Here is a 24,672-nt window from a genome sequence, read left to right on the forward strand (position 1 = left end):
CCGGTACCGCGCCGATACTAAACTATTCGCGCGCCGGAGTCAGCAGCCGAGGCATGGGTGTCCGGCACCGCGCGGGAGGCGCCCACGGCTTCGAGCCTCCGCCGCGACCGCTTCGTCGAGCGCCCCGTTGACCCGACGGTGTTTCCCGCGCGATGCTTCGGCGGCCATGCCGATATGCGACGCGTGGCGACCGGGACGATTGGAGACGGCGATGCGTGACGACTGGCCCACTCTCGACTGGCCCGCGTGGCGCGAGACCGCGATCGCGCTCCAGCTTCGCACGCAGATCGTGGGCAAGGTGCGGCTCGCGCTGACGCCGTGGCTCAACCATAGCTGGCACGTGCCGCTATATGTTTCGGCGCGCGGGCTCACCACCTCGGCGATTCCGTTCGGCGACCGGCTTCTCGAAATCGATTTCGATTTCGTCCACGATCGGCTGGTCTTCATCACCAGCGACGGGCGCAGCCGGGGCATCGGCCTTCATGCCGGCAGCATCGCCGAATTCCACAAGACGGTGATCGCCTGTCTGGACGAGCTCGGCGTGCCGAGCGCCTTCGATGGCGCGCCCAGCGAAATGCCCGATGCGACGCCCTTCGCCGAGGACCATGCGCATCGCCCCTATGACGCGGAGGCGGTGCGCGCGTTCTGGCACGCGTTGATTCGCATCGCGCGCGCGTTCCGCACGTTCCGCACCGGGTTTCTGGGCAAGGCCAGCCCGGTGCATTTCTTCTGGGGCAGTTTCGATCTCGCGGCGACGCGTTTCTCAGGGCGCGCCGCGCCGCGCCACCCGGGCGGCGTGCCCGGTCTGCCCGACGCCGTGACGTGCGAAGCCTATAGCCACGAGGAAGCGAGCGTCGGCTTCTGGCCCGGCAGCGACGCCTATCCGACCGCCGCCTTCTACGCTTATGCCTATCCCTCGCCGCCCGGCTATGCCGCCGCCGCCGTCGCGCCCGAGGCCGCTGCGTGGGACGCGACGCTCGGCGAGTTCATCCTGCCCTATGAGGCGGTGCGCACCGCGCCCGATCCGCAGGCGGCGATCCTCGCCTTCTGCCACAGCACCTATGATGCGGCGGCGGATCTCGCGCATTGGGGCCGCGACGCGCTCGAATGCCCGCTCGGCCGGCCGCGCGTGCCGCGCGTGGTGGTCTGATGGCGCTTGTCGAGGTCGGCCGGTTCAATCGCAACGAAGCGCATATCGTGATCGGGCGGCTCGAGGCGGACGGGATTCCGGCGCTCGCGCTCGATGCCAATGCGAGCATCGCCGACGGCAGCTATCTGTTCATCCCGGTGCGCGTGATGGTGGACGAAGACGATGCGGAGGCTGCCCGCCGCATCATCGCGGATGCTGCCTGAAATTCGGGCAGTTTCGCACCACTGCACAAAATTTACCCGCAAGTAACGTTTTGGTTCCGCCGAACGTCGCGTAATCGCGTCGTTTCGACTTGGCACGGCGTTTGCTCAGCACCTCTCGGGACTATTCAAGAGGGGGCGTCGAGTGAAACTCGTTATTGCCATCATCAAACCGTTCAAGCTCGACGATGTGCGCGAAGCGCTCACCGAGATCGGTGTCGCGGGCATGACCGTCACCGAGGTGAAGGGGTTCGGCCGCCAGAAGGGGCAGACCGAAATCTATCGCGGCGCCGAATACAGCACCAACATGGTGCCGAAGATCAAGATCGAGATCGTCTGCGCGTCGGACCTCGCCGCCAAGGTGGTCGAATCGATCCAGGCTTCGGCCAACACCGGCGCGATCGGCGACGGCAAGATCTTCGTTCTCGATGTCGGCCAGACGGTGCGCATCCGCACCGGCGAAACCGACGAGACGGCACTGTGAACTCCGGGCTCATGAAGGGGGCAATGATGAACAAGACGTTGAAATATGTCGGCGTTGCCGGCCTGGGGGCGGCGCTGTTCGCATCCCTGCCGGCCTGGGCGCAGGCCGCCGCGCCCGCGCCGACCGTCAACAAGGGCGACACCGCCTGGATGATGACCTCCACGCTGCTGGTGCTGATGATGATCGTGCCCGGCCTGGCGCTGTTCTACGGCGGCCTCACGCGCGCCAAGAACATGCTGTCGACGATGACGCAGATCGGCGCGGTCGCCTGCCTCGCGATGCTGCTGTGGGTGATGTACGGCTACACGATGGCCTTCGGTGACGGCGGCAACGATTTCATCTCCGGCTTCGGCAAGGCGTTCCTGAAGGGCATCACGCCTGATTCGACCGCGGCGACCTTCACCGCCGGCGTCGCCATCCCCGAATATGTCTTCATCTGCTTCCAGATGACCTTCGCCGCGATCACCGTCGCGCTGGTGCTCGGCTCGGTGGTCGAACGCATGAAGTTCTCGGCGGTGATGGTGTTCGGCGCGGTGTGGCTGACGATCGTCTATTTCCCGATCGCGCACATGGTCTGGGCGTCGGGCGGCCTGTTCTTCAAGGCGGGCGCGCTGGATTTCGCCGGCGGCACCGTCGTCCACATCAACGCCGGCGTCTCCGCGCTGGTCTCCGCGCTGATCCTCGGTAAGCGCATCGGCTATCCGACCGAGCGCATGGCGCCGCACTCGCTGACGATGACCGGCATCGGCACCGGCCTGCTGTGGGTGGGCTGGTTCGGCTTCAACGCCGGCTCCGCGCTCGAAGCCAATGGTTCGGCCGCGCTCGCCATGATCAACACTTTCGTCGCGACCGCGTCCGCCGGCCTGTTCTGGATGCTGGTTGAGCGCGCCAACGGCCACAAGGGGTCGGCGCTCGGCTTCTGCTCGGGCATCGTCGCCGGCCTCGTCGCCGTCACGCCGGCGGCGGGTAATTCCGGCCCGTTCGGCGCGATCATCCTCGGCGGCGTCGCCTCGGTGGTCTGCTATTACGCGGTGTCGTTCCTCAAGCCCAAGCTCGGCTATGACGACGCGCTCGACGCGTTCGGTGTCCACGGCATCGGCGGGATGATCGGCGCGGTCGGCACCGGCATCGTCTATGCGCCGTGGCTCGGCGGCCCCGGCAAGCCCGATTTCGACATGGGCCATCAGGTTATCGTGCAGATCGAGGCGGTCGCCACGACGATCATCTGGGCCTCGGTCGGCACCGCCATCGCGATCTTCGCGGCAAAGCTGCTGACCGGGCTGCGCGTCACGCCGGAAGTCGAGCTCGAGGGCCTCGACATCGGCGAGCACGGCGAGCGCGCCTACAACGCCTGATCCAAATCGGGGCGGGTGAGCCCGCCCCCCAATACGTTCCTCCTGCGGACGACCTAAGGCCGGTGCGGCGACGCACCGGCCCTTTTTTATTGCGGCGGAGGACGTTGCCCGTTGATCCATCGTGATCTTTCCGCTCGCCCTGAGCGCCATCGAACGTCAGACGGGGCGGGATCAGAGCGTGCGAAACATCACCAGCGCATCGACATCCCCCAGCACCGGATGCGCGAACGCGCCGGGGAGCGTGCCCACCACCGCGAAACCGCACGCCTTCCATAAGGCGACCGCGCGCGTGTTGCTCACCACCACGAAGTTGAACTGCATCGCGCGAAAACCCGCCGCGCGCGCCTGATCGAGCGAATGCGCGCACATGGCGTGCGCGATGCCGCGTCCGGTCGCGTGCCCCGCGGTCATGTAGCCGCAGTTGGCGACATGCGCGCCGCCGCCGCTCTGGTTGGCGCGCAACAGATAGGTGCCGAGGAGCGCGCCGTTCTCCTCCGCGACGAACACGCGGTTGCCGGGCGCGAACCAATAGGCGAGCGCGGCATCCTTGCGCATCGTCCGCTCGAGCGCATAGGTCTCGCCCGCGCGGATCACGGGTTCGAGGATCGCCCAGATCGCGGCGCGGTCTGCCCAGGTGGCGGAACGGATCGATAGCATCATAGCCCGCTCGCCCTGCCCGGTACCGGTTGGGGCACGTGCTTCGGCAGGGTCAGCACGAACGGGGCTGGAGGTCGAAGCCCGTGCATGCTGGACCTAGGCGATCAGCAGCCCCGCCAGCGCCGCCGACATCAGGTTGGCGAGGCTGCCCGCCGCGAGCGCGCGCAGGCCGAGCTTGGCGATCATCGGTCGCTGGTTGGGGGCGAGGCTGCCGGTCGAGGCCATCTGGATCGCGATCGAGCTGAAATTGGCGAACCCGCACAGCGCGAACGTGACGATCGCGACCGTCCGCGGGCTGAGCCCCCGCATCTGCCCCATGTCGGCGAAAGCGACGAATTCGTTGAGCACCACCTTGGTGCCGAGCAGTCCACCCGCCGCCGCCGTCTCGCTCCACGGCACGCCGAGCAGGTACATCACCGGCGCGAGCACGGTGCCGAGCAGCGACTGGAAGCTGAGACCCTTCAGCCCGAACCAGCTCCCCACCTCGGCGAGCAGCCCGTTGGCGCACGCCACCAGCGCGACGAACGCCAGCACCATCGCGCCGACCGCGACGGCGATCCGCACGCCGGTCTGCGCGCCCATCGCGGCGGCCATGATGATGTTGGCGGCGCGCTCCTCCTCGGCGGCGACTTCGGCGACACGCACGGCCTGCTCCTCGCGGTCGTCGCCGAGCGGCAGTTCGCCGTCCTCGAACGGCGCATCGGGCATGATGATCTTCGCCATCAACAATCCGCCCGGCGCGGCCATGAACGACGCCGCGAGCAGGAACGGCAGCGATCCCGGCCCGAGCAGGGCGGCATAAGCGGCGAGGATCGTCCCCGCCACGCCGGCCATGCCGACCGACATCACCGCGAAGAGCTGCGAGGGGGTGAGCGTGGCGAGATACGGGCGGATCACCAGCGGCGCCTCGCTCTGCCCGACGAAGATGTTCGCGGCCGCGCACAAAGATTCGACCTTGGAGACGCCGGTCACCCGCTCGATCGCGCCGCCGATCCAGCGCACCACGAGCTGCATGATGCCGACATGATAGAGCACCGCGACCAGCGCCGCGAAGAAGATGATCACCGGCAGCGACGAGATCGCGAAGGCATGGCCGAACTTGGGGTCGGTGGCGAGATCGCCGAAGATCACGCGCGTGCCTTCGCCGGCATAGCCGAGCAGCGCGGAGACGGCGGCGGACATGCCGTAGATCGCCGCCTTGCCGGCCGGAACGTAGAGCACCAGCACCGCGATTGCGACCTGCAGCGCGAACGCCGCCCCGACCACGCGCGGGCGGATCGCACGGCGGTTGGTGGAAAGCGCGAGCGCGATCAGGAGGATAACGGTAATACCGGCAAGGCCGATCAGGAATTTGGTCATGCGTGTCTTCGCGCCCATCGTGCGGCGGCCGCCCCCCGGGCGCCTGCTGTTCGCGGCGCACCATACAGGGCGAAGGCGCGCACGCCAGAGCCTAACGAAATGCGCCCGCTCAGCCCCGGTTCAGCCGCGAGCGCGCTTTGATCCGCGGCGGAATGCCGCTACGGTGCGACACACTGCCCTTCGATGGATGGAAATATCCGCTTGATGCCCCGCGTTCCCGGTTCCCGTGCCTTTCTGCAAGCCACTGCGATCGCCGCCGTCCTCGCGATCGTTCCGCTCGGCACCGGCGCGATGGCGGCGGTGGACACCAGCGCCTATCGCGAGATCTCCGTGTTTATGGAGGTGTTCAACCGCGTGAAGGCGGAATATGTCGACAAGGTCGACGACAAGACGCTGGTGAAGGGCGCGATCGACGGGATGCTCGCCGCGCTCGATCCGCACAGCAGCTTCGAGACCGGGCTCGATTACGACAATTTGCGCATCCAGACCACCGGCAGCTACGGCGGGCTTGGGCTCACCGTCACGATGGAGGACGGCGCGGTCAAGGTGATCGCCCCGCAGGAGGATACGCCGGGCTGGCGCGCGGGCGTCAAATCGGGCGACTATATCACGCATATCGACGGCAAGTTGATCTTCGGCGACACGCTCGACGAGGCGATCGCCAAGATGCGCGGCAAGCCCGGCACCAAGATCACGCTGACCTTGCAGCGCCCCGGCGCGTCCGATCCGATCATCGTGACGATGGTGCGCGAACAGATCGTCCAGAAGCCGGTCAAATGGTCGGTGAAGGGCGATATCGGCATCATCAACATCAACACCTTCTCCGAACATACCGGCGACGCCGTCCATGCCGCGATCCTCGGCATCGACAAGCAACTCGGCCACCAGCCGACCGGTTATGTCGTCGACCTGCGCGACAATGGCGGCGGGCTTCGCGACGAGGCGGTCGCGGTCGCCGACAATTTCCTGTCGTCGGGCGTGATCGTGTCGCAGCGCGGGCGCGACCGCAGCGATGTCGAGACCTTCTATGCCGAGAGCTATTTCAAGGGCGATCCCTCGCACGGGCTGCCGGTGATCGTGCTCACCAACGCGGGCACCGCCTCCGCGTCCGAGATCGTGGCGGGCGCGTTGCAGGATCATCACCGCGCTTTGGTGATGGGCGAGCGTTCGTTCGGCAAGGGATCGGTCCAGACCGTCATCGACATGGGCAACAACACCGCGCTTCGGCTCACCACCTCGCGCTATTACACGCCGTCGGACCGGTCGGTGCAGGAAGGCGGGATCGAACCCGACGTGCAGGTGCCGCAGATTTCCGACCCCGATTACAAGAAACGCCCGACATTCCGCGAGGATGATTTGCGCCGCCACCTCATCAACGAAATCAAGAACGACGATTCGGTGCTGGAGCAGGACAGCAAGCCCGACCCGCGTTTCGCCGCGACCCCGGCCGAGCTGAAGGCCAAGGGCATCGACGATTTCCAGCTCGATTATGCGATCAAGACGCTCGCGCGGCTCGGCCCCGCGCCGCAGGTCGTCGCGGCGAGGCGCTGAGCGATGGGCCCGGATCGCTTCGCCCACGCCCGCGCGCTCGCGCTGATCGTCCCCGCCGCGCTGCTCGCCGGCGCTTATGGCTTCCAATATCTCGGGCATCTGTACCCATGCGAAATGTGCTGGTGGCAGCGCTATCCGCATTTCGCGGCGGTCGTGCTCGCGCTTGCCGCCTTCGTCGTGCCGACGCGGGCTGGCCGCCTGCTGGTGGCGTGCGCCGCGCTCGCGATCTTCGTGAGCGGCGCGATCGGCGTGTACCATGCGGGCGTGGAATATCATTGGTGGGAGGGCATCACCGCTTGCTCATCGACGATGGCGGGGCATGGCGGCTCGGTCGATGACATGCTCGCGCGGATCATGAAGGCGCCGGTGGTGCGCTGCGACGTGCCGCAATGGACGCTGTTCGGCATCTCGCTCGCCGGGTTCAACGCACTGATCTCGATCCCGGCCGCGCTGGTGATCTTCGCATTGCTTCCGAAAGGCCAGAGATGAGCGGCTGGAAACCCGGTGACCCCCGCCGCGACGCGCGCTCGATGGTGCGTGTCGATCAGGCCGGCGAATATGGCGCGACGCGGATCTACGCCGGTCAGCTCGCCGTGATGGGGGACCGTACGCCCGCCGCGCGTGCGATCGCCGGAATGGCCAACCAGGAAGAGCGGCACCGCGCGTTCTTCGACGCGATGATCGTCGCGCGCGGTGTACGCCCGACGTTGCTGCAACCGTTCTGGGATGTGGCGGGTTTCACCCTCGGGGCGGTGACGGCGGCGCTCGGCCCGGAAGCGGCGATGGCCTGCACCGCCGCGGTCGAGACCGAGATCGACAAACATTATGCCGATCAACTCGACGTGCTGGGGGATTCGGACCCCGAACTGTCGGCGGCGGTGCTGGAGTTCCAGGCGGAGGAAGTCGAGCACCGCGAGACCGCGCTCGCCTCGGGGGCCGAGGCCGCGCCGGCCTATCTGCTGCTGAGCGGGGCGATCCGGCTCGGCTGCCGCGTCGTGATCGCGGCGGCGAAACGCATTTGACGGGCGGTGCCCGTACAGGAGTGATGCGATGAAGAAGATGGTTTCGTGGGCGATGGCCGCGCTGGCGACGGCCCTGGCATCCGCGCCGACCCATGTGGCGGCGCAGGGCAAGCAGGTTCCCTCGCTCGTCATCTATGGCGATCAGAAATGTCCGACCGACAATGACGGCAACGAGGTCGTCGTCTGTGTCCGCCGCCCGGCGAGCGAGCAGTTCCGCATCCCGAAGGAACTGCGCGACTTCAAGGTGACGCCCGAGAACGAGAGCTGGGCGGCGAAGGTCGCCGCCAACGATCACGTCGCCGATAGCGGCATCGGCAGTTGCAGCAACGTCGGCCCGGGCGGCGCGAGCGGCTGCTTCCTGCAGAATTCGCAGATCAACCGCGCGACCAACAAGGAACGCGCGCGCGACCAGCGCGTGCTCGAATCGACCATCGGCAAGTAACGTCGCGGCCGGGGGCGGTATGACGCACACGGCGGCCGTGGGGGCGCATGTTCGGCACCTGGGTGTTCGGTTGGGGGCATGATGTACGCAAGACCGATGGAGCGCGGGCCGCATGGCGTCGCGCTCGTGCTGTTCGCGTTGGTGTGGTTCTCCTGCGCGTGGTTCGGCTCATGGGAGCTCAACCCCAACAACGCGACCCGGCTGTTCGCGGCGTTTTCGATCGTCGAGCGCAGCGATGCGACGATCGACCGCTTTCAGTCGCTGACGATCGACAAGGCGCGCTTCGGCGACCATTATTACATGGACAAGGCGCCGGGCATGACGCTGATGGCGGTGCCGCTCGTATGGGCTGTCGAGAAGACCACCGGCGGGGAGACCGACACGCAGGTGATCGACGCCGCCAACCCGCGGCTGATGCGCTTCATGGCGCTGCGGCTGCGCGTGGTGGTCGCGCTTGGTGCGGCGCTGCTCACCGCCTTCGCGACGGTGCTGCTGCTCGATCTCGCCACCGGCATCACCGGTAGCCCGGCGGCGGGGCTGTATGCCGCGCTATCCTATGCGCTCGGGTCGATCGTGTGGGGCTGGTCGACGACGATGCTCGGCCATGCGCCGGTCGCGGCGCTGCTGCTGATCGCGACCTGGGCGATCTGGCGGGGCACGAGCGGCGCGGCGGAGCTGGCGCGCTGGCGCTATCCGCTGCTGGCGGGCCTCGCGCTCGGCTGGGCGGTGGTGGTCGAATTCCAGGCCGCGCTCGGCGGCGTCGCGATCGCCGGCTGGGCGCTGTGGCGGACGCGGGACGTGGCGTGGCCGGTGCGCGGGCGCGTGCTGGCGATGGCGGTGGGGACGGGCATCGTCGCGATGCTGCCGCTGTTCGCCTATAATCTGTTCACGTTCGGCACGCTGTTCCGGCTCGGCTATCAGGGGGTGGTCGGGTTCGACGGCATGCAGCAGGGGCTGTTCGGGCTGACCTATCCCAAGCCGGAGGCGCTGTTCGGCATCCTGTTCGGGGTGCGGCGCGGGCTGCTCTGGGTGTCGCCGGTCATCATTCTGGGCACGGTCGGGATCGCCGGGATGATCCGCACGCGCGAGACGCGCGATCTAGGCGTGCTCGCGGCGGTGGTGATCGCGATCGTGCTGATGGTCAACGCCTCCTACGTCTATTGGGACGGCGGCGCGTCGATCGGCCCGCGTCATTCGGTGCCGGCGATCCCGTTCCTCGCGATCGGGCTGGCGGTGCTGTGGGCGCGCTGGCGCGGGGCGGGGCGGCGTGCCGCGCTGGTCGCGCTGCTGGTGGTTTCGGTGGCGATCAATCTGATGATCGCCTCGACCGACATCTTCGGTTCGGAAGCCTATGCCGATCCGCTGTGGAGCCGCACGATCGTCGCGATGTTCCTGCCCGGCAATCTCAGCACGATCCCGAGCGACTTCTTCGGCTGGAGCGCGTGGCGCGGCTTCTTCCTGTATCTCGACGTCGCCGTGCCGCTGCTGGTGCTGCTGATCGTGTGGACGCGCGCAGCGGAGCGCCAGACGAGATAGGTTCGCCGTTCGTGCCGAGCAAAGTCGAGGCACCTCCGCTCCGGGCGCGTCCCTGGACTTCGCTCGGGACGAACGGAGCGGGTTTCAGCCTCGTTTCATTCCCCGTATCCGGTGCCAGACGAAGAACGCCACCGCCGCCAGCAGCACGCCCGCGATCGCCACGTCGGCGCTGTGGAACGCCGCCTTCACGCGCGGGTCGCTGTCCCATTTCTCGCCGAGCGTCGCGCCGAGCCAGGCCAGCGCGAAGCACCACGGCCATGAGCCGATGAAGGTGTAGAGGTGGAATGGCACCAGCGGCATCCGTGCGACGCCCGCCGGAAAGGCGATGAACGAACGGATCAGCGGCAGCAACCGCGCGATCAGCACCGCCGGGCCGCCAAAGCGCGCGAAGAACCGGTCGGCGGTGTCGAGTTCGCCCGGCCCGACGAGCACGTACCGGCCCCAGCGCTCGGCGAGCGGGCGGCCGCCGTGCCTGCCGATCTCATAGCCGACGATCGAACCGAGGTTGCAGCCGATCGCCCCCGCCGTCGCGACGAGCAGCAGGTTCAGTTCGCCCTTCCAGACCAGATAGCCCGCGAACGGCATGATGATCTCCGAGGGCAACGGGATGCACGCCGATTCGATCGCCATCAGCAGCGCGATGCCGAGATAGCCGCCGCTCGAGATGATGGCGATGATGATGGTGGCTAGAAAGCCGAGTATCTTTTCGATCATGCCATCGCTCTGCCCCGAACATGGCGCATCTCGCCAGTGTAAAAACGTTGCTGGCGCTGGCGGCGGATGGAAATTCACGGTCGCCTGCCCTACGTCTGCGCCGCGAACGTGCGAAAGGCCGGTATGAACGCGGACGAAGACAAGCGCGGGGCGGCCAACGCGGCGGTCGGCGAGATCGCTGACGGCATGCTCGTCGGGCTCGGCACCGGATCGACCGCGGCGTTCGCGATCGCGCGGCTCGGCGAGCGCGTGCGAGCGGGGCTGCGGGTGCGCGCGGTCGCCACCTCGCTGCGCAGTCTGGAACAGGCCCGCGCGGCCGGTATCGACACGCTCGACTTCGCCGACGTCGCCGCCACCGATCTCGCGATCGACGGCGCCGACGAGATCGACGCGCGGCTCCACGCGATCAAGGGCGCGGGTGGGGCGATGCTGCGCGAGAAGATCGTCGCAGAATCCGCCGCGCGGATGATTGTCATCGCCGATGGATCGAAGCGCGTCGCCGCGATCGGCGCCGCCAAGCTGCCGGTCGAGGTGCTGCCATTCGCGCGCAGCTTCGTCACGCGCCGGGTGGCCGATCTCGGCGCGGCGGTGACGGTGCGCGGCGGCGCGGCGGCGCCGTTCCGTACCGATCAGGGCAATCTCGTGCTCGACTGCCGCTTCGCCGCGCTGGGCGATCCTTTCGCACTCGCCGAGGCGCTGGCGGCGATCCCCGGGGTGCTCGGCCACGGCCTCTTTCTTCGTGAAATTGATAGCGCTATCATCTGCGAACAAGGGCAGGTGACACGGATCGACCGGCCCGTGTAGGGAAGATCATGACGCAGCCGGATCGTTCGAGCGCGAAAATTCGAGCGACCGTCACGCAACCACATCAGCGCGATGGCGTTAGCCGTTGACGACAAGAAAGGTCTTTTGAATGTCCGATGCCCAGACGGTGAGCACCACGCCGGATCTGCACGAAGACGGATCGCCCGAGCGCCTCGCGATCGACACGATTCGCACGCTGTCGATGGATGCGGTGCAGGCCGCCAATTCGGGGCATCCGGGCACGCCGATGGCGCTCGCGCCGGTCGGGCATACGCTTTGGACCAAGTTCCTGCGTTATGATCCGGCAACGCCCGACTGGCCCAACCGCGACCGCTTCGTGCTCTCGGTCGGCCATGCCTCGATGCTGCTGTATTCGTTGATCCACCTCGCCGGGATCGAGGAGATCGACAAGGACGGCAAGAAGAGCGGCAAGCCCGCGCTCAGCCTCGACGATCTCAAGCAGTTCCGTCAGCTCAACTCGAAGACGCCGGGCCACCCGGAATATCGCCACACCACCGGCGTCGAAACCACCACCGGTCCGCTGGGCGCGGGCGTGAGCAACTCGGTCGGCATGGCGATCGCCGAGCGCTGGCTCGCCGCGCGCTACAATAAGCCGGGCTACACGCTGTTCGACCATGACGTCTATGCGCTTGCCGGCGACGGTTGCATGATGGAGGGCGTCTCGGCCGAAGCGGCGTCGCTCGCCGGACACCTCAAGCTCTCCAACCTGTGCTGGATCTACGACAGCAACCACATCTCGATCGAAGGCGACACCGCGCTCGCGTTCGATGAAGATGTCGGCAAGCGGTTCGAGGCTTATGGCTGGAACGTCATCCATGTGAACGACGCCAACGACATCGCCGCGCTGACCGCCGCGTTCGACGCGTTCCGCGCGACCACCGACAAGCCGACCTTCATCGTCGTCCATTCGATCATCGGCTGGGGTTCCCCGCGCGCCGGCAGCGAGAAGGCGCATGGCGAGCCGCTCGGCGAGGAGAATATCCGCCTCACCAAACAGGCCTATGGCTGGCCCGAGGATGCCAAGTTCCTCGTGCCCGACGGTGTCGCCGAAGCCTTCAAGGGCGCGATGACCGAACGCGGCGTGCCGCTGCGCGAGGCATGGCAGGCGAATTTCGCCAAATATCATGACGCGCATCCCGAGCTCGCCGCCGAACTCGACGATCTGTTCGCGAGCAAGCTGCCGAAGGGCTGGGACTCGGCGCTGCCGACGTTCGACGCGGACCCCAAGGGCATCGCCAGCCGCGATTCGAGCGGCAAGGTGCTCAACGCGCTCGTCAAGCCGGTGCCGTGGCTGGTCGGCGGCGCGGCCGATCTCGCGCCGTCCACCAAGACCGACATCAAGGGCGCGCCCTCGTTCGAGGCGAACAATTACGCCGGCACCAACTTCCACTTCGGCGTGCGCGAACATGGCATGGGCGGCGTGGTCAACGGCATGGCGCTGTCGTATCTGCGCGCCTACGGTTCGACCTTCTTCGTGTTTACCGATTACATGCGCGCGCCGATCCGCCTCTCGGCGATCATGGAGCTGGGCGTAGTGTGGGTGTTCACCCATGATTCGATCGGCGTCGGCGAGGACGGCCCGACCCACCAGCCGATCGAGCATCTCGCGATGCTGCGCGCGACGCCGGGGCTCGACACGATCCGCCCGGGCGACGCCAACGAGGTGTCGGTCGCGTGGAAGGCGGCGCTCGAAGCCGGCAACAACCCGACCGCGCTGGTGCTGTCGCGTCAGGCGCTGCCGACGATCGACCGGAGCAAATACGCATCGGCCGAAGGGCTGATGAAGGGCGGCTATGTCATCGCCGACAGCGAGACCCCGGAGCTGATCCTGATCGCGACCGGCAGCGAACTGTCGCTTGCGCTGAGCGCCTACGAAAAGCTGGTCGAGCAGGGCGTCGCCGCGCGCGTCGTGTCGCTGCCGAGCTGGCATCGCTACGAGATGCAGGATGCCGCGTACAAGGAAAGCGTCCTGCCGAAAGCGGTCCGCGCGCGCCTCGCGATCGAACAGGCCGGCGAGATCGGCTGGGATCGCTATGTCGGGCTCGACGGCGCGACGATCACCATGTCGACCTTCGGGGCGTCGGCGCCGCTCGCCAAGCTGCAGGACAAATATGGCTTCACCGTCGAGAACGTCGTCAAGGTCTCGCGCGAACTGCTCGGAAAGGACGCATAAATGAGTCTCCTCAAGGATCTCGCAAGCCACGGCCAGGCGGTGTGGCTCGATTTCGTCGATCGCAAGTTCCTCGAGGCGGGTGGCCTCAAGAAGCTCGTCGAGGAAGATGGCCTGACCGGGGTCACCTCTAATCCGTCGATCTTCGAAAAGGCGATGGGCTATGGCGACGCCTATGACGCCACGCTCGCCGAATATGACAGGCAGCATCCCGGCGCGGCGACGATGGACCGCTACGAAGCGCTCGCGATCCTGGACATCCAGGCCGCCGCCGAGACGCTCGCGCCGGTCTATGAGGCGACGCAGGCCAAGGACGGCTATGTCAGCCTGGAAGTGTCGCCCTATCTCGCCAACGATACCGACGCGACGATCGCCGAGGCGCAGAAACTGTGGGCGGCGGTCGATCGCCCCAATCTCATGATCAAGATCCCCGGCACCCCGGCGGGCGTGCCCGCGATCGCCGCGACGATCGCCGCGGGCATCAACGTCAACGTGACGCTGCTGTTCTCGAACTCGGCCTATCAGGCGGTCGCGCTCGCCTATGTCGAAGGTCTCGAACAGCGCGTCGAGCAGGGTTTGCCGATCGACCGGATCGCCAGCGTCGCGAGCTTCTTCGTCAGCCGCATCGACAGCAAGATCGACGACAAGATCGACGCGCGCATAAAGGCCGGCGATCCCGAGAGCGAGGCGCTCAAGGCGATTCGCGGCAAGGTCGCGATCGCCAACGCGAAGCTCGCCTATGACTGGTTCCTCGAGTTCAACAAGAGCGCGCGCTGGCAGGCGCTCGCCGCCAAGGGCGCGCAGGTCCAGCGGCTGCTGTGGGCCTCGACCGGGACGAAGAACCCGGATTATCCCGACACGCTGTATCTCGACGAGCTGATCGGGCCGGACACGGTCAACACCGTGCCGCCCAAGACGATGGACGCGTTCCGCGACCACGGCACGCCCGCCAACACGCTCGGCACCGACATCGCCGGCGCGCGGCACGTTCTGTCCGAGGCCGAGCGGCTCGGGCTAGATCTCGACGGCGTCACCGAAACGCTGGTCGAGGAGGGCGTCGCGTCCTTCTCCAAGGCGTTCGACGATCTGCTCGGCGCGATCGCGAAGAAGCAGCCGGCGGACGCATAACCGGCTGCCGCATGACCCTATTCCCCCGCGAAAGCGGGGGACCAGAGCTGGCCGCGCGGCGTTTGTTGCTGTGGACCCCCGCCTTCGCGGGGGAACGGTGTTCAGAATCGTAGGAGTATCCTCATGAAGATCGGTATCATCGGCCTCGGCCGGATGGGCGGCAACATCGCGCGGCGGCTGATGCGCGCCGGCCATGAGGCCGTCGTGTTCGACCGGGACGAGAAGGCGGTCGCGGCGCTGGTCGCCGACGGGGCGGTCGGCGCCTCCTCGCTCGCCGACATGCAAGGCAAGCTCGCCGATCCGGCGATCTACTGGGTGATGCTCCCGGCGGGCGGCCCGACCGAACAGACCGTGGCGGCGCTCGCCGAGCAATGCGGTCCCGGCGGCATCATCATCGACGGCGGCAACAGCTTCTACAAGGACGACATCCGCCGCGCCAAGGCGCTTGCGGAAAAGCAGGTCCATTACGTTGACGTCGGCACCTCGGGCGGCGTCTGGGGGCTGGAGCGCGGCTATTGCATGATGGTCGGCGGCGACCCGGAGACGATCAAGACGCTCGATCCGATCTTCGAAGCGCTGGCGCCGGGCATCGGCACGATCCCGCGCACGCCGGGCCGCGACAACGACAAGGAAGATCCGCGCGCCGAACTGGGCTATATCCATGCAGGGCCGGCGGGTGCGGGCCATTTCGTCAAGATGGTCCACAACGGCATCGAATACGGGCTGATGCAGGCATATGCCGAGGGCTTCGACATCCTCAAGGGCAAGTCCTCCGAGCATCTGCCCGAGGACGAACGCTTCGATCTCAACCTCACCGACATCGCCGAAGTCTGGCGGCGCGGCAGCGTGATCTCGTCGTGGCTGCTCGATCTCACCGCGATCGGTCTCGCCAAGGATCAGATGCTCGATCATTTCTCGGGCAATGTCGCCGATTCGGGCGAAGGCCAGTGGACGATCGACGCGGCGATGGAAGAGAAGGTGCCGGCGAACGTGCTGAGTGCGGCGCTGTACGCACGCTATCGCAGCCGCGTCGAGCATACGTTCGGCGACAAATTGCTGTCGGCGATGCGCTTCGGCTTCGGTGGCCACGTCGAAATGCCGCAATGAGCGGGGTGACGAAGGACGGCATCCGACTGTTCATCTCCGATCTCGACGGCACTCTGGTCGATCGGAAGAAGGAACTGACGGCGGGTACGATCGCATCGGTCGCGCGACTCAAGGCGGCGGGGATCGGCTTCACCGTCATCAGCGCGCGGCCGCGCTCGGGGGTGCGGCCGATCGTCGATGCGCTCGAACTCGACGTGCCGATCGGCGCGTTCAACGGCGGCACCTTGTTCAAGCGCGACGGCACGGTGCTGGCCGAGCACCGCATCGCGCCGCATGTCGCGGCGGGCGTGTTCGAGCTGGCGCAGGGGCTCGATGTCGCGCCTTGGCTGTTCGCCGATGACCGTTGGTATGCGCTCGCCGAACAGGGCATGCATTTCGACAGCGAACGCGTATCGGCGAACCAGTCCCCGGTGGTCGTCTCGGATTTCTCTCCATATTACGATCGCGCCGACAAGATCACCTTCGTCAGCGACGATCCGCCGCTACTCGCGGGGCTGCTCGACCGCGCGCGGGCGGCCTATGGCGAGGCGGCGACGATCGCCCAGTCGCAGACCTATTATCTCGATGTGACCGCGACCGCCGCCAACAAGGGCGACGGCGTGGCGGCGCTGGCGGAGAGCTTCGGCGTGCCGCTGTCGCAGACCGCGGTGATCGGCGATCAGTTCAACGATCTGCCGATGTTCGCACGCGCCGGCCTGTCAATCGCGATGGGGCAGGCGCCGGAGGGCGTGAAGGCGCTCGCGCAGCACGTTACGGGTGCGAACGACGCCGATGGCGTGGCGCAGGCGATCGACGAGATCATTCTGGCGTAAAACGTGCCGCCGTCATGCCGGACGTGTTCCGGCATCCACCGTTCAACAAGCCCTCACGCCGTTAATTTTGCGGAACGGTGGACCCCGGAATAAATCCGGGGTGACGCGGCGGCTTGGGGATTTGCCAACTCTACGGCGTTCCTTCAGCGCGGCGGGGTCAGCTTCACCAGCGCGCCATCGTCCTGGAGCAGCCAGATCGCGCCGTCCGGCCCCTGCGCCACGTCGCGGATGCGCGTCTCCATCGGCCATTGATCGGCCTTGGTCGCGGTCTCCCCGTCGAGCTTGACGCGGATCAGCGCCTCGCCGGAGAGCGCCGCGATGAACATCGATCCCTTCCACTGCGGGAACAGATCGCCCGAATAGATCATCATGCCGCCGGGCGAGATCGACGGGTTCCAGAACACCTTGGGCGCCTCGAAGCCGTCGCCGGGCTTATGATCGGGAATATCGGTGCCGTCGTAATTGCTGCCGTTCGACGCCTTGGGCCAGCCGTAATTCTTGCCGGGCAGGATCAGGTTGACCTCGTCGCCGCCCTTCGGCCCCATCTCGATCTCCCACAGGCGGCCGGCCGAATCGAACGCGAGGCCATAGGGATTGCGGTGGCCCATGCTCCAGATTTCGGCTGGCGCGGTGTTCACGCCGCCTTCGACCGGCTGCTGCGTGCCCTTTTCCTTGAAGGCCGCGCCGGTGTTCTCGGGCGGGTCGAACACCGTGACGGTGGGCGTGCCGGTCTTGCCCGCGAAGGGATTGCCGGGCGCGGGTTTGCCGTCGAGCGTGAGGTGCAGGATCTTGCCGAGCTTCTGGTTGATGTCCTGCGCGGGCGTGAAGCGCTGGCGTTCGCCCGAAGAGAGGAACAGCGATTTGCCATCGGGTGCGAAGGCGATGTTGGCGCCGAACTGGCCGCCTTCGCCGTCAGATCCCTGCCGCCACAGCACCTGCGTGCCCTGCAACTGCGTGCCGAGCAAGGTCGCGCGCGCCAGCGCGAGCGCGGCGCCATGCGGGCGCGGTTCGGAATAGGTGAGGTAGATCGCGTGGCTGGACGCGAAATCCGGCGCCACCGCCACGTCGAGCAAGCCGCCCTGGCCGATCTCCTGGACCTTGGGCACGCCCGCGACATCGCGGATATGACCGCTCGCGTCGCGCAGCTTGAGTTTCCCGGCTTTCTCGGTGACGAGCAGGCTGCCGTCGGGCAGGAACGCCATCGCGAACGGCGTGTCGAATTGCGCCTGCTTGGCGCTGACGAACGGCGGCCCCGACGTGGCCGCCGTGGCGGAGGCGTTGCCGCCGACATTGGCGGAGGGGGAGCAGGCCGAGGTGGCGAGCAGGAGCAGCGCGAGCGGGCGGAGGTTCATGGCCGCATGGTAGCGGCATCATCGCGCGTTCCCAAGCGGAAACGCGGAGGCGCTTGCCAGCCCTTCATGCTTCGCCTATATCACCGGCATATTCTCTACATCGTTATGGTGAAGAGGTCGGAGCCACCCGGTTCCGGCGACAATCCTGCTTGTTTGGAGCATCGATGGCGGACCCCGACCTGATCCGGGCCAAGCTGAACGCATTGATCGAGCCTGAGGCGAAAGCGCTCGGCTTCGATCTCGTGCGCGTCAAGCTGTTCGGCGGCGCGGGCGACCTCACCTTGCAGGTGATGGCCGAGCGCCCCGACACGCGCCAGCTCACGATCGACGATTGCGCCGAGCTGTCGCGCCGCATCTCGGACCGGCTTGATGCGCTCGAGGAGCAGGGTACCGACCTGATCGACGAGGAATATCGCCTCGAAGTCTCGTCGCCCGGCATAGACCGGCCGCTGACGCGGCTGGCGGACTTCGCCGACTGGGCCGGGCATGACGCGCGCATCAATCTCGCGCAGCCGGTCGATGGGCGCAAGCAGCTCACCGGCGTCCTCAAGGGCGTCGAAGGCGATCGGATCACGATCGACGTGCGCAAGCATGGCGACATCACGATCGGTTTCGCCGATGTCGGCGATGCCAAGCTGCTGCTGACCGACCGGCTGATCGCCGCCACCCGGCCGCTTTCGATGGATGGCGCCGACGAAGAAGAATTCGAACACGACGACAGCGACGCGCTGGAGAGCGCCGAAGATGAAGGACTGAAGTGATGGCCACCGCCGTTTCCGCCAACAAGGCCGAGCTGATCGCAATCGCGAACGCGGTCGCCAGCGAAAAGATGATCGACAAGGGCATCGTCATCGAGGCGATGGAAGACGCGATCCAGCGCGCGGCGCGGGCGCGCTACGGCGCGGAAAATGACATCCGTGCCAAGCTCGATCCCAACAGCGGCGATCTGCGGCTGTGGCGTGTCGTCGAAGTGGTCGAGGCGGTCGACGATTTCTTCAAGCAGGTGAACCTCAAGGAAGCGCAGAAGCTCCAGAAGGACGCCGAGATCGGCGATTACATCGTCGATCCGCTGCCGCCGATCGAGTTCGGCCGCATCGCCGCGCAGGCCGCCAAGCAGGTGATCTTCCAGAAGGTCCGCGATGCCGAGCGCGACCGTCAGTTCGAAGAGTTCAAGGATCGTCAGGGCGAGATCATCACCGGCGTCGTCAAGCGCGTCGAGTTCGGCCATGTCGTCGTCGATCTCGGCCGCGCCGAAGGCGTGATCCGCCGCGACCAGCAGATCCCGCGCGAAGTGGTGCGCGTCAACGATCGCATCCGCTCGCTGATCCTCAACGTGCGCCGCGAGAACCGTGGCCCGCAGATCTTCCTCAGCCGCGCGCATCCCGATTTCATGAAGAAGCTGTTCGCGCAGGAAGTGCCCGAAATCTACGACGGCATCATCGAGATCAAGGCCGCCGCGCGCGACCCCGGCAGCCGCGCCAAGATCGGCGTCATTAGCCACGATTCGTCGATCGATCCGGTCGGAGCGTGCGTCGGCATGAAAGGCAGTCGCGTTCAGGCGGTGGTGCAGGAGATGCAGGGCGAGAAGATCGACATCATCCCCTGGTCGCCCGACACCGCGACCTTCGTCGTCAACGCGCTCCAGCCCGCGAGCGTCAGCCGCGTCGTGATCGACGAGGAAGAGGACCGGATCGAGGTGGTCGTTCCCGACGACCAGCTCAGCCTCGCGATCGGCCGGCGTGGCCAGAACGTGCGGCTCGCCTCGCAGCTCACCGCCAAGGCGATCGACATCCTCACCGAGCAGGATGCGAGCGAGAAGCGCCAGAAGGAATTCGTCGAGCGCACCGAGATGTTCCAGAACGAGCTCGACGTCGACGAGACGCTCGCGCAGTTGCTGGTTGCGGAGGGCTTCACCAACCTCGAGGAAGTCGCCTATGTCGAGGCCGATGAAATCGCCGGCATCGAAGGCTTCGACGAGGATCTCGCCGCCGAGTTGCAGAGCCGCGCGACCGAGGCGCTCGAACGCCGCGAGGAAGCCAATCGCGCGTTGCGCCGCGAACTCGGCGTCGAGGACGATCTCGCGACGATGCCGTATCTGACCGAGGCGATGCTCGTCACGCTCGGCAAGGCCGGCATCAAGACGCTCGACGATCTCGCCGATCTCGCCACCGACGAACTCGTCCAGAAGAAGCGCCAGGAACAGCGCCGCCGCAACGAAGAGGCGGCCAAGCGCTTCGAAGGCCGCGCCGAGGATCGCGGCGGCGTGCTCGGGGAATATGGGCTGAGCGAAGAGCAGGGCAACGAGATCATCATGGCCGCGCGCGCGCATTGGTTCGACGACGAGCCGGCTGCGCCAGCCGCCACGAGCGAGGAGGCGTAAGCCGCGATGCCGTTCGTCAGCATCCGATTGGCGGGGACCGCCACGCGCGAGCAGAAGGCGGGCGTCGTCGCCGACGTCACCGCTGCCCTCGTCGCGCGGCTGGGCAAGCCAGCGGCGGCTGTGCAGGTGGTGATCGAGGAAATCTCGCCCGAAAATTACGGCGCGGCCGGCCAGTTGATCGCCGATCGCGACGCCCCCAAACCCATCGTGCAGGAGGACGCACATGCGGAATCCCCACGATGAGGCGCTAGGCGACGCCAAAACTCCCCTCCCGCATGCGGGAGGGGCTGGGGGAGGGCCTGTTGCGGGCGCGTCTCCCAAGAACACGCCCTCCGCTAACCCTTCCCGCGCGCGGGAAGGGAAAGAAGACCCTGTTCGCAAGTGCATCCTCACCGGCGACCGTGCGCCGCGCGAGGCGCTGGTGCGGCTCGCGCTGTCGCCCGAGGGCGCGGTGCTGCCCGATGTGCGCGCCAAGGCGCCGGGGCGGGGGGCTTGGATCGGCGTGACGCGCGCGGAGCTTGCAACCGCGATCGCCAAGGGCAAGCTGAAGGGGGCGCTCGCACGCGCCTTCAAGACCGGCCCGATCGCGATTCCCGAAGACCTGCCCGAACGGCTCGCCGCCGCGCTCGAACGCGCCGCGCTCGACCGGCTCGGGCTCGAATCGCGTTCGGGCACGCTGCTGACGGGATCGGAAAAGATCGAGACCGCCGCGCGTTCGGGCCAGCTCCACCTGCTGCTCCACGCCTGCGACGCCGGCGCCGACGGCAACCGCAAGCTCGACCAAGCGTGGCGAGTCGGGCGCGACGCGGAAGGAAGTGATCTCAGGGGCTTGGTTTTGCCGGTGCCACGCACCACATTGGCCGTGGCGCTCGGACGGCAGAATGTGGTACATATCGGTCTGACGGAGCGTGATGCCGCCGCGCGCGTGGAAGAAGCGCTCCACCGCTGGCTGCATTTTCTCGGACCCGACCCCATCCTCTCGCCTTGCGAAACGGCCTCGCAGGGCGCATCGGCGTTTCCACACGACGCCGGGGCAGAGACTTCAGGGCCGGAGCCCGATGCCGATACGACGTTACGAGGAATTTGAGTGAGCGATACCGATAACGAGAAGCCGAAACTTGGCATGCGCCAGCCGCTCGGGCTGAAGCGCACCGTCGAGACCGGCGTGGTCAAACAGAGTTTCAGCCACGGGCGTTCGAACAACGTCGTGGTTGAGGTCAAGCGCAGCCGCACGCTGCGCCGCCCGGGCGAGGCCGAGCCCGCCCCGGCACCCGCAGCACCGCCCGCCCCCGCCGCCGCCTCACAGGCGCCGGCCGCGCAGGCGCGCGCGCCCGAGCCGCGCCCGGCGCCCACGTCACCGGCCAACTCGCTGCTGTCGCGTCAGGAACTTCAGGCCAAGCTGCTGCGCGAGGCCGAAGAGGCGCGCATGAACGCGCTCGAGGAGACCCGCCGCCGCGAGGAGCGCAACCGCCAGGAAGCGCTCGAGGAAGAGCGTCGTCGCGCCGAGGAGCGCGCGCGCGCCGCCGCGGCCCCGCCGCCGGCACCCGTGCCAGCGCCCGCGCCGGAACCCGAGGCCAAGCCCGCGCCGGTCGCGGAGCAGCCCGCTCCGGCACCTGCGCCCAAGCCCGAACCGGCACCCGCGCCGGTCGCGGCAGCACCCGCGCCTGCGCCCGCTCCGGTCGCGGCCAAGCCGGCACCGGCTCCCGCCGCGCCGCCCGCACCGCCGCGTCCGCCCGAGCCGCTGACGATCACGCTCGATTCGAGCCTGCCCGCGCCGCGTCTGTTCACGCCCGTCGCCCGCCCCGAGCGGCCGCGCCCGGCGCCGGCTCCGGCACCCGCGCCCGCGCCGACCGCGAGCACGCCGGCCAGCACCACCGCGTCCGCCACGCCGTCGGGCGCCGGCGCGCTCAAACGCCCCGGCGCCGAGCCGCCCCGTCCGGTCCAGCGCGACCGCAAGGGCGATGACCGCCGCACCGCCGGCAAGCTCACCGTCAACCGCGCGCTCGGCGACAGCGACGGCGCGCGTGCGCGCAGCCTCGCCGCGCTCAAGCGTGCGCGTGAGAAGGAGCATCGCCGCATGGGCGGCCCGCGCGAGGTGCAGGCCAAGCAGGTCCGCGACGTGCAGGTTCCCGAGACGATCACCGTGCAGGAACTCGCCAACCGTATGGCCGAGAAGGGCGCGGACCTCGTCAAGACGCTGTTCAAGATGGGCATGCCCGTCACGATGACGCAGACGATCGATCAGGACACCGCCGAGCTGCTCGTCACCGAGTTCGGCCACAACATCGTGCGCGTCAGCGATTCGGACATCGATCTCGCGATCGAAACCGATACCGACGATGCCACGACGCTCAAGCCGCGTCCGCCGGTGGTCACAATCATGGGCCATGTCGATCACGGCAAGACCAGCCTGCTCGACGCGCTGCGCGGCACCGACGTGGTGCGCGGCGAGGCGGGCGGCATCACCCAGCACATCGGCGCCTATCAGGTGACGCTCAAGGACAAGTCGAAGATCACCTTCCTCGACACGCCGGGCCACGAGGCGTTCACCGAAATGCGCGCACGCGGCGCCAACGTGACCGACATCGTCGTGCTCGTGGTCGCGGCGGACGACAGCATCAAGCCGCAGACGGTGGAGGCGATCAACCACACCAAGGCGGCCGGCGTGCCGATGATCGTGGCGATCAACAAGGTCGACAAGCATGACGCCAACCCGCAGAAGGTCCGCGAGGCGCTGCTCCAGTACGACGTCGTTGTCGAGGAAATGTCGGGTGACGTGCAGGACGTCGAAGTCTCGGCGCTCAAGAAGACCGGTCTCGACGAGCTGATCGAGAAGATCCAGCTTCAGGCCGAACTGCTCGAACTGCGCGCCAACCCGGACCGCATGGCCGAAGGCGCGGTGATCGAGGCCAAGCTCGACAAGGGCCGCGGCCCGGTCGCGACGATCCTCGTCAGCCGCGGCACGCTCAAGGTTGGCGACGTGTTCGTCGTCGGCGCCGAGAGCGGCAAGGTCCGCGCGATGACCAACGACAAGGGCCAGCAGATCAAGGAAGCCGGTCCGGCGATGCCGGTCGAGGTGCTGGGTCTCTCGGGCGTGCCGCGCGCGGGCGATCTGCTCTCGGTGGTGGAGAACGAGGCGCGCGCCCGCGAGGTCGCTGAATATCGTCAGAGCGTCATCACCAACAAGCGCACCACCTCCGTCCCGGCGAGCCTGGAGAGCATGTTCTCCGCATTGAAGGACAAGCAGGCGATCGAATATCCGCTCGTCGTCAAGGCCGATACGCAAGGCTCGGTCGAGGCGATCGTGTCGTCGATCAACAAGATCTCGACCGACGACATCAAGGCGCGCGTGCTGCATTCGGGCGTGGGTGGCATCACCGAGAGCGACGTGACGCTGGCGGGTGCCAGTGGCGCGCCGATCATCGGCTTCAACGTCCGCCCGAACGCCAAGGCGCGCGAGATCGCCGAGCGGCAGAAGGTCGCGTTCAAATATTACGACGTGATCTACGATCTGATCGACGAGATTCGCGCCGGCATGGCGGGCGAACTCGGGCCGGAAGCGTTCGAAACCGTGGTCGGCCGCGCCGAAATCCGCGAGGTGTTCTCGGCGGGCAAGCACGGCAAGGCGGCGGGTCTGCTCGTCACCGAAGGCGTCATCCGCAAGGCGCTCAAGGCGCGCATCACCCGGGCGGATGTCATCATCTACCAGGGCGAGATCGCCTCGCTGCGCCGCTTCAAGGACGATGTCCCGGAAGTCCGCGCCGGTCTGGAGTGCGGCGTGACGTTCACGCAGAACTTCGTCGACATCAAGCCGGGCGATTTCCTCGAAACCTTCGAGGTCGAATTGCGCGAACGGACGCTCTAAACCCTCTCCCGGCGGGAGAGGGTCGAGCCGCGAAGCGGCGAGGGGTGAGGGCGCCGACCGCCATCACCCTCACCCTCCCAAGCCTGACGGCTTGGGCCCCTCCCTCTCCCGGTGGGAGAGGTGTAAGAGAGACAAATGCGCCCAACCGAAACCCCCGAAACCCGCTCTGTTCGCCTGCTCCGTGTCGGCGAGCAGGTGCGCCATGCGCTGAGCGATATCCTGATGCGCGGCGACGTGCATGACGAGACGCTCGCCAGCCATGCGGTGACGATCACCGAAGTCCGCATGTCGCCCGATCTGCGCCACGCGACCTGTTTCGTGAAGGCGCTGCTCGGCAAGGATGAGGATGCGGTGCTCAAGGCGCTGCGCACCAACACCGCTTACCTCCAGCGCGAGGTCGCCCAGCGCGTCCAGACGCGCTACGCCGCCAAGCTCAAGTTCGTCGCCGACGAGAGTTTCGACGAGGGCAGCCACATCGATTCGCTGCTGCGCGCGCCGCATGTCGCGCGGGATCTGGCGGGCGACGACGATTGACTCAGTTGCCGGTAAGACACATCTTACCG

General features: G+C 67.3%; 24 protein-coding genes. 20 read left to right on the top strand and 4 right to left on the bottom strand.

Features of this window, described 5'->3' with window-relative positions:
• Positions 1-211: 211 nt before the first annotated feature.
• The 4 genes from BLS81_RS10205 to BLS81_RS10220 all read left to right on the top strand — a co-directional run bounded on the left by BLS81_RS10205 (position 212) and on the right by BLS81_RS10220 (position 3,189).
• A complete protein-coding gene (locus BLS81_RS10205) occupies positions 212-1,150 on the top strand; it encodes a DUF5996 family protein (RefSeq protein WP_093223532.1) in 939 nt (312 codons plus the stop codon).
• Positions 1,150-1,353: a putative signal transducing protein gene (locus BLS81_RS10210; RefSeq protein WP_093223773.1), complete on the top strand. Its 204-nt coding sequence runs from the start codon at positions 1,150-1,152 to the stop codon at positions 1,351-1,353. The genes BLS81_RS10205 and BLS81_RS10210 overlap by 1 nt, the downstream gene beginning before the upstream one ends.
• 142 nt (positions 1,354-1,495) lie before the next feature.
• Entirely contained in the window at positions 1,496-1,834 is a 339-nt protein-coding gene (locus BLS81_RS10215; RefSeq protein ID WP_093223534.1) for a P-II family nitrogen regulator, read from the top strand.
• A gap of 26 nt (positions 1,835-1,860) precedes the next feature.
• Positions 1,861-3,189 carry an ammonium transporter gene (locus BLS81_RS10220; RefSeq protein WP_093223774.1) on the top strand — a complete coding sequence of 443 codons (1,329 nt, stop codon included), beginning with the start codon at positions 1,861-1,863 and terminating at the stop codon, positions 3,187-3,189.
• Between the two features lie 171 nt (positions 3,190-3,360).
• Here BLS81_RS10220 and BLS81_RS10225 read toward each other — a convergent pair whose 3' ends face one another.
• Together BLS81_RS10225 and BLS81_RS10230 are read right to left on the bottom strand one after the other, a co-directional pair.
• Positions 3,361-3,849: a GNAT family N-acetyltransferase gene (locus tag BLS81_RS10225; protein WP_093223535.1), complete on the bottom strand. Its 489-nt coding sequence runs from the start codon at positions 3,847-3,849 to the stop codon at positions 3,361-3,363.
• Between the two features lie 93 nt (positions 3,850-3,942).
• The gene (locus BLS81_RS10230; RefSeq protein ID WP_093223537.1) at positions 3,943-5,205 is read right to left on the bottom strand and encodes a NupC/NupG family nucleoside CNT transporter; all 1,263 of its coding nucleotides are present in this window, start codon (positions 5,203-5,205) and stop codon (positions 3,943-3,945) included.
• A 204-nt stretch (positions 5,206-5,409) separates the two neighbouring features.
• Between BLS81_RS10230 and BLS81_RS10235 the strand changes: the two genes are divergently transcribed.
• The 5 genes from BLS81_RS10235 (at position 5,410) to BLS81_RS10255 (ending at position 9,756) form a co-directional block, all read left to right on the top strand.
• Complete coding sequence (locus tag BLS81_RS10235; RefSeq protein ID WP_093223776.1) at positions 5,410-6,756, top strand: S41 family peptidase; 1,347 nt, start codon at positions 5,410-5,412, stop codon at positions 6,754-6,756.
• 3 nt (positions 6,757-6,759) lie between these two features.
• Positions 6,760-7,245, top strand: a complete 486-nt coding sequence (locus BLS81_RS10240) for a disulfide bond formation protein B (RefSeq protein ID WP_093223538.1) — start codon at positions 6,760-6,762, stop codon at positions 7,243-7,245.
• The gene (locus BLS81_RS10245; RefSeq protein ID WP_093223540.1) at positions 7,242-7,778 is read left to right on the top strand and encodes a demethoxyubiquinone hydroxylase family protein; all 537 of its coding nucleotides are present in this window, start codon (positions 7,242-7,244) and stop codon (positions 7,776-7,778) included. The genes BLS81_RS10240 and BLS81_RS10245 overlap by 4 nt, the downstream gene beginning before the upstream one ends.
• Positions 7,779-7,806: 28 nt before the next feature.
• Positions 7,807-8,220 (top strand): hypothetical protein, encoded by a 414-nt coding sequence (locus tag BLS81_RS10250; protein ID WP_176787116.1) that lies wholly within the window; start codon positions 7,807-7,809, stop codon positions 8,218-8,220.
• A 78-nt stretch (positions 8,221-8,298) separates the two neighbouring features.
• Entirely contained in the window at positions 8,299-9,756 is a 1,458-nt protein-coding gene (locus BLS81_RS10255) for a hypothetical protein (protein WP_093223541.1), read from the top strand.
• Between the two features lie 84 nt (positions 9,757-9,840).
• On the opposite strand, the gene BLS81_RS10260 is transcribed toward BLS81_RS10255, so the two are convergent.
• A complete protein-coding gene (locus BLS81_RS10260; RefSeq protein WP_093223543.1) occupies positions 9,841-10,470 on the bottom strand; it encodes a DedA family protein in 630 nt (209 codons plus the stop codon).
• A 123-nt stretch (positions 10,471-10,593) separates the two neighbouring features.
• Here BLS81_RS10260 and rpiA point away from each other — a divergent pair, with 123 nt between their 5' ends.
• From rpiA to BLS81_RS10285, 5 genes are all read left to right on the top strand, one after another.
• The gene (gene rpiA, locus BLS81_RS10265) at positions 10,594-11,274 is read left to right on the top strand and encodes a ribose-5-phosphate isomerase RpiA (protein WP_093223778.1); all 681 of its coding nucleotides are present in this window, start codon (positions 10,594-10,596) and stop codon (positions 11,272-11,274) included.
• A gap of 109 nt (positions 11,275-11,383) precedes the next feature.
• Entirely contained in the window at positions 11,384-13,468 is a 2,085-nt protein-coding gene (tkt, locus tag BLS81_RS10270; protein ID WP_093223544.1) for a transketolase, read from the top strand.
• Entirely contained in the window at positions 13,469-14,593 is a 1,125-nt protein-coding gene (tal, locus tag BLS81_RS10275; protein ID WP_093223546.1) for a transaldolase, read from the top strand. It begins immediately after the preceding gene.
• A 123-nt stretch (positions 14,594-14,716) separates the two neighbouring features.
• Positions 14,717-15,700 carry a phosphogluconate dehydrogenase (NAD(+)-dependent, decarboxylating) gene (gnd, locus tag BLS81_RS10280; RefSeq protein ID WP_093223547.1) on the top strand — a complete coding sequence of 328 codons (984 nt, stop codon included), beginning with the start codon at positions 14,717-14,719 and terminating at the stop codon, positions 15,698-15,700.
• On the top strand, positions 15,697-16,512 hold the full coding sequence (locus tag BLS81_RS10285) for a Cof-type HAD-IIB family hydrolase (protein WP_093223549.1): 816 nt from the start codon (positions 15,697-15,699) through the stop codon (positions 16,510-16,512). Before gnd ends, BLS81_RS10285 begins: the two co-directional genes overlap by 4 nt.
• Positions 16,513-16,655: 143 nt before the next feature.
• Here the strand turns inward: BLS81_RS10285 and BLS81_RS10290 are convergent, their stop codons facing one another.
• Positions 16,656-17,864, bottom strand: a complete 1,209-nt coding sequence (locus tag BLS81_RS10290) for a PQQ-dependent sugar dehydrogenase (protein WP_093223550.1) — start codon at positions 17,862-17,864, stop codon at positions 16,656-16,658.
• A gap of 164 nt (positions 17,865-18,028) precedes the next feature.
• On the opposite strand from BLS81_RS10290, the gene rimP reads away from it, so the two are divergent.
• The 6 genes from rimP (at position 18,029) to rbfA (ending at position 24,643) form a co-directional block, all read left to right on the top strand.
• A complete protein-coding gene (gene rimP, locus BLS81_RS10295; protein ID WP_093223552.1) occupies positions 18,029-18,625 on the top strand; it encodes a ribosome maturation protein RimP in 597 nt (198 codons plus the stop codon).
• Positions 18,625-20,244, top strand: a complete 1,620-nt coding sequence (gene nusA, locus BLS81_RS10300; RefSeq protein WP_093223553.1) for a transcription termination factor NusA — start codon at positions 18,625-18,627, stop codon at positions 20,242-20,244. The genes rimP and nusA overlap by 1 nt, the downstream gene beginning before the upstream one ends.
• Before the next feature lie 6 nt (positions 20,245-20,250).
• Complete coding sequence (locus BLS81_RS10305; protein WP_093223555.1) at positions 20,251-20,487, top strand: tautomerase family protein; 237 nt, start codon at positions 20,251-20,253, stop codon at positions 20,485-20,487.
• Positions 20,468-21,331, top strand: coding sequence for a DUF448 domain-containing protein (locus tag BLS81_RS10310; protein ID WP_093223556.1), 864 nt, complete (start codon positions 20,468-20,470; stop codon positions 21,329-21,331). The genes BLS81_RS10305 and BLS81_RS10310 overlap by 20 nt, the downstream gene beginning before the upstream one ends.
• On the top strand, positions 21,332-24,109 hold the full coding sequence (gene infB, locus BLS81_RS10315) for a translation initiation factor IF-2 (RefSeq protein WP_093223557.1): 2,778 nt from the start codon (positions 21,332-21,334) through the stop codon (positions 24,107-24,109). It begins immediately after the preceding gene.
• A 135-nt stretch (positions 24,110-24,244) separates the two neighbouring features.
• Positions 24,245-24,643, top strand: a complete 399-nt coding sequence (gene rbfA / locus BLS81_RS10320; RefSeq protein ID WP_093223558.1) for a 30S ribosome-binding factor RbfA — start codon at positions 24,245-24,247, stop codon at positions 24,641-24,643.
• The last annotated feature ends 29 nt before the right edge of the window (positions 24,644-24,672 follow it).

The sequence above is a fragment of the Sphingomonas sp. NFR15 genome, from assembly GCF_900103265.1.
Lineage (GTDB): Bacteria > Pseudomonadota > Alphaproteobacteria > Sphingomonadales > Sphingomonadaceae > Sphingomonas > Sphingomonas pollutisoli.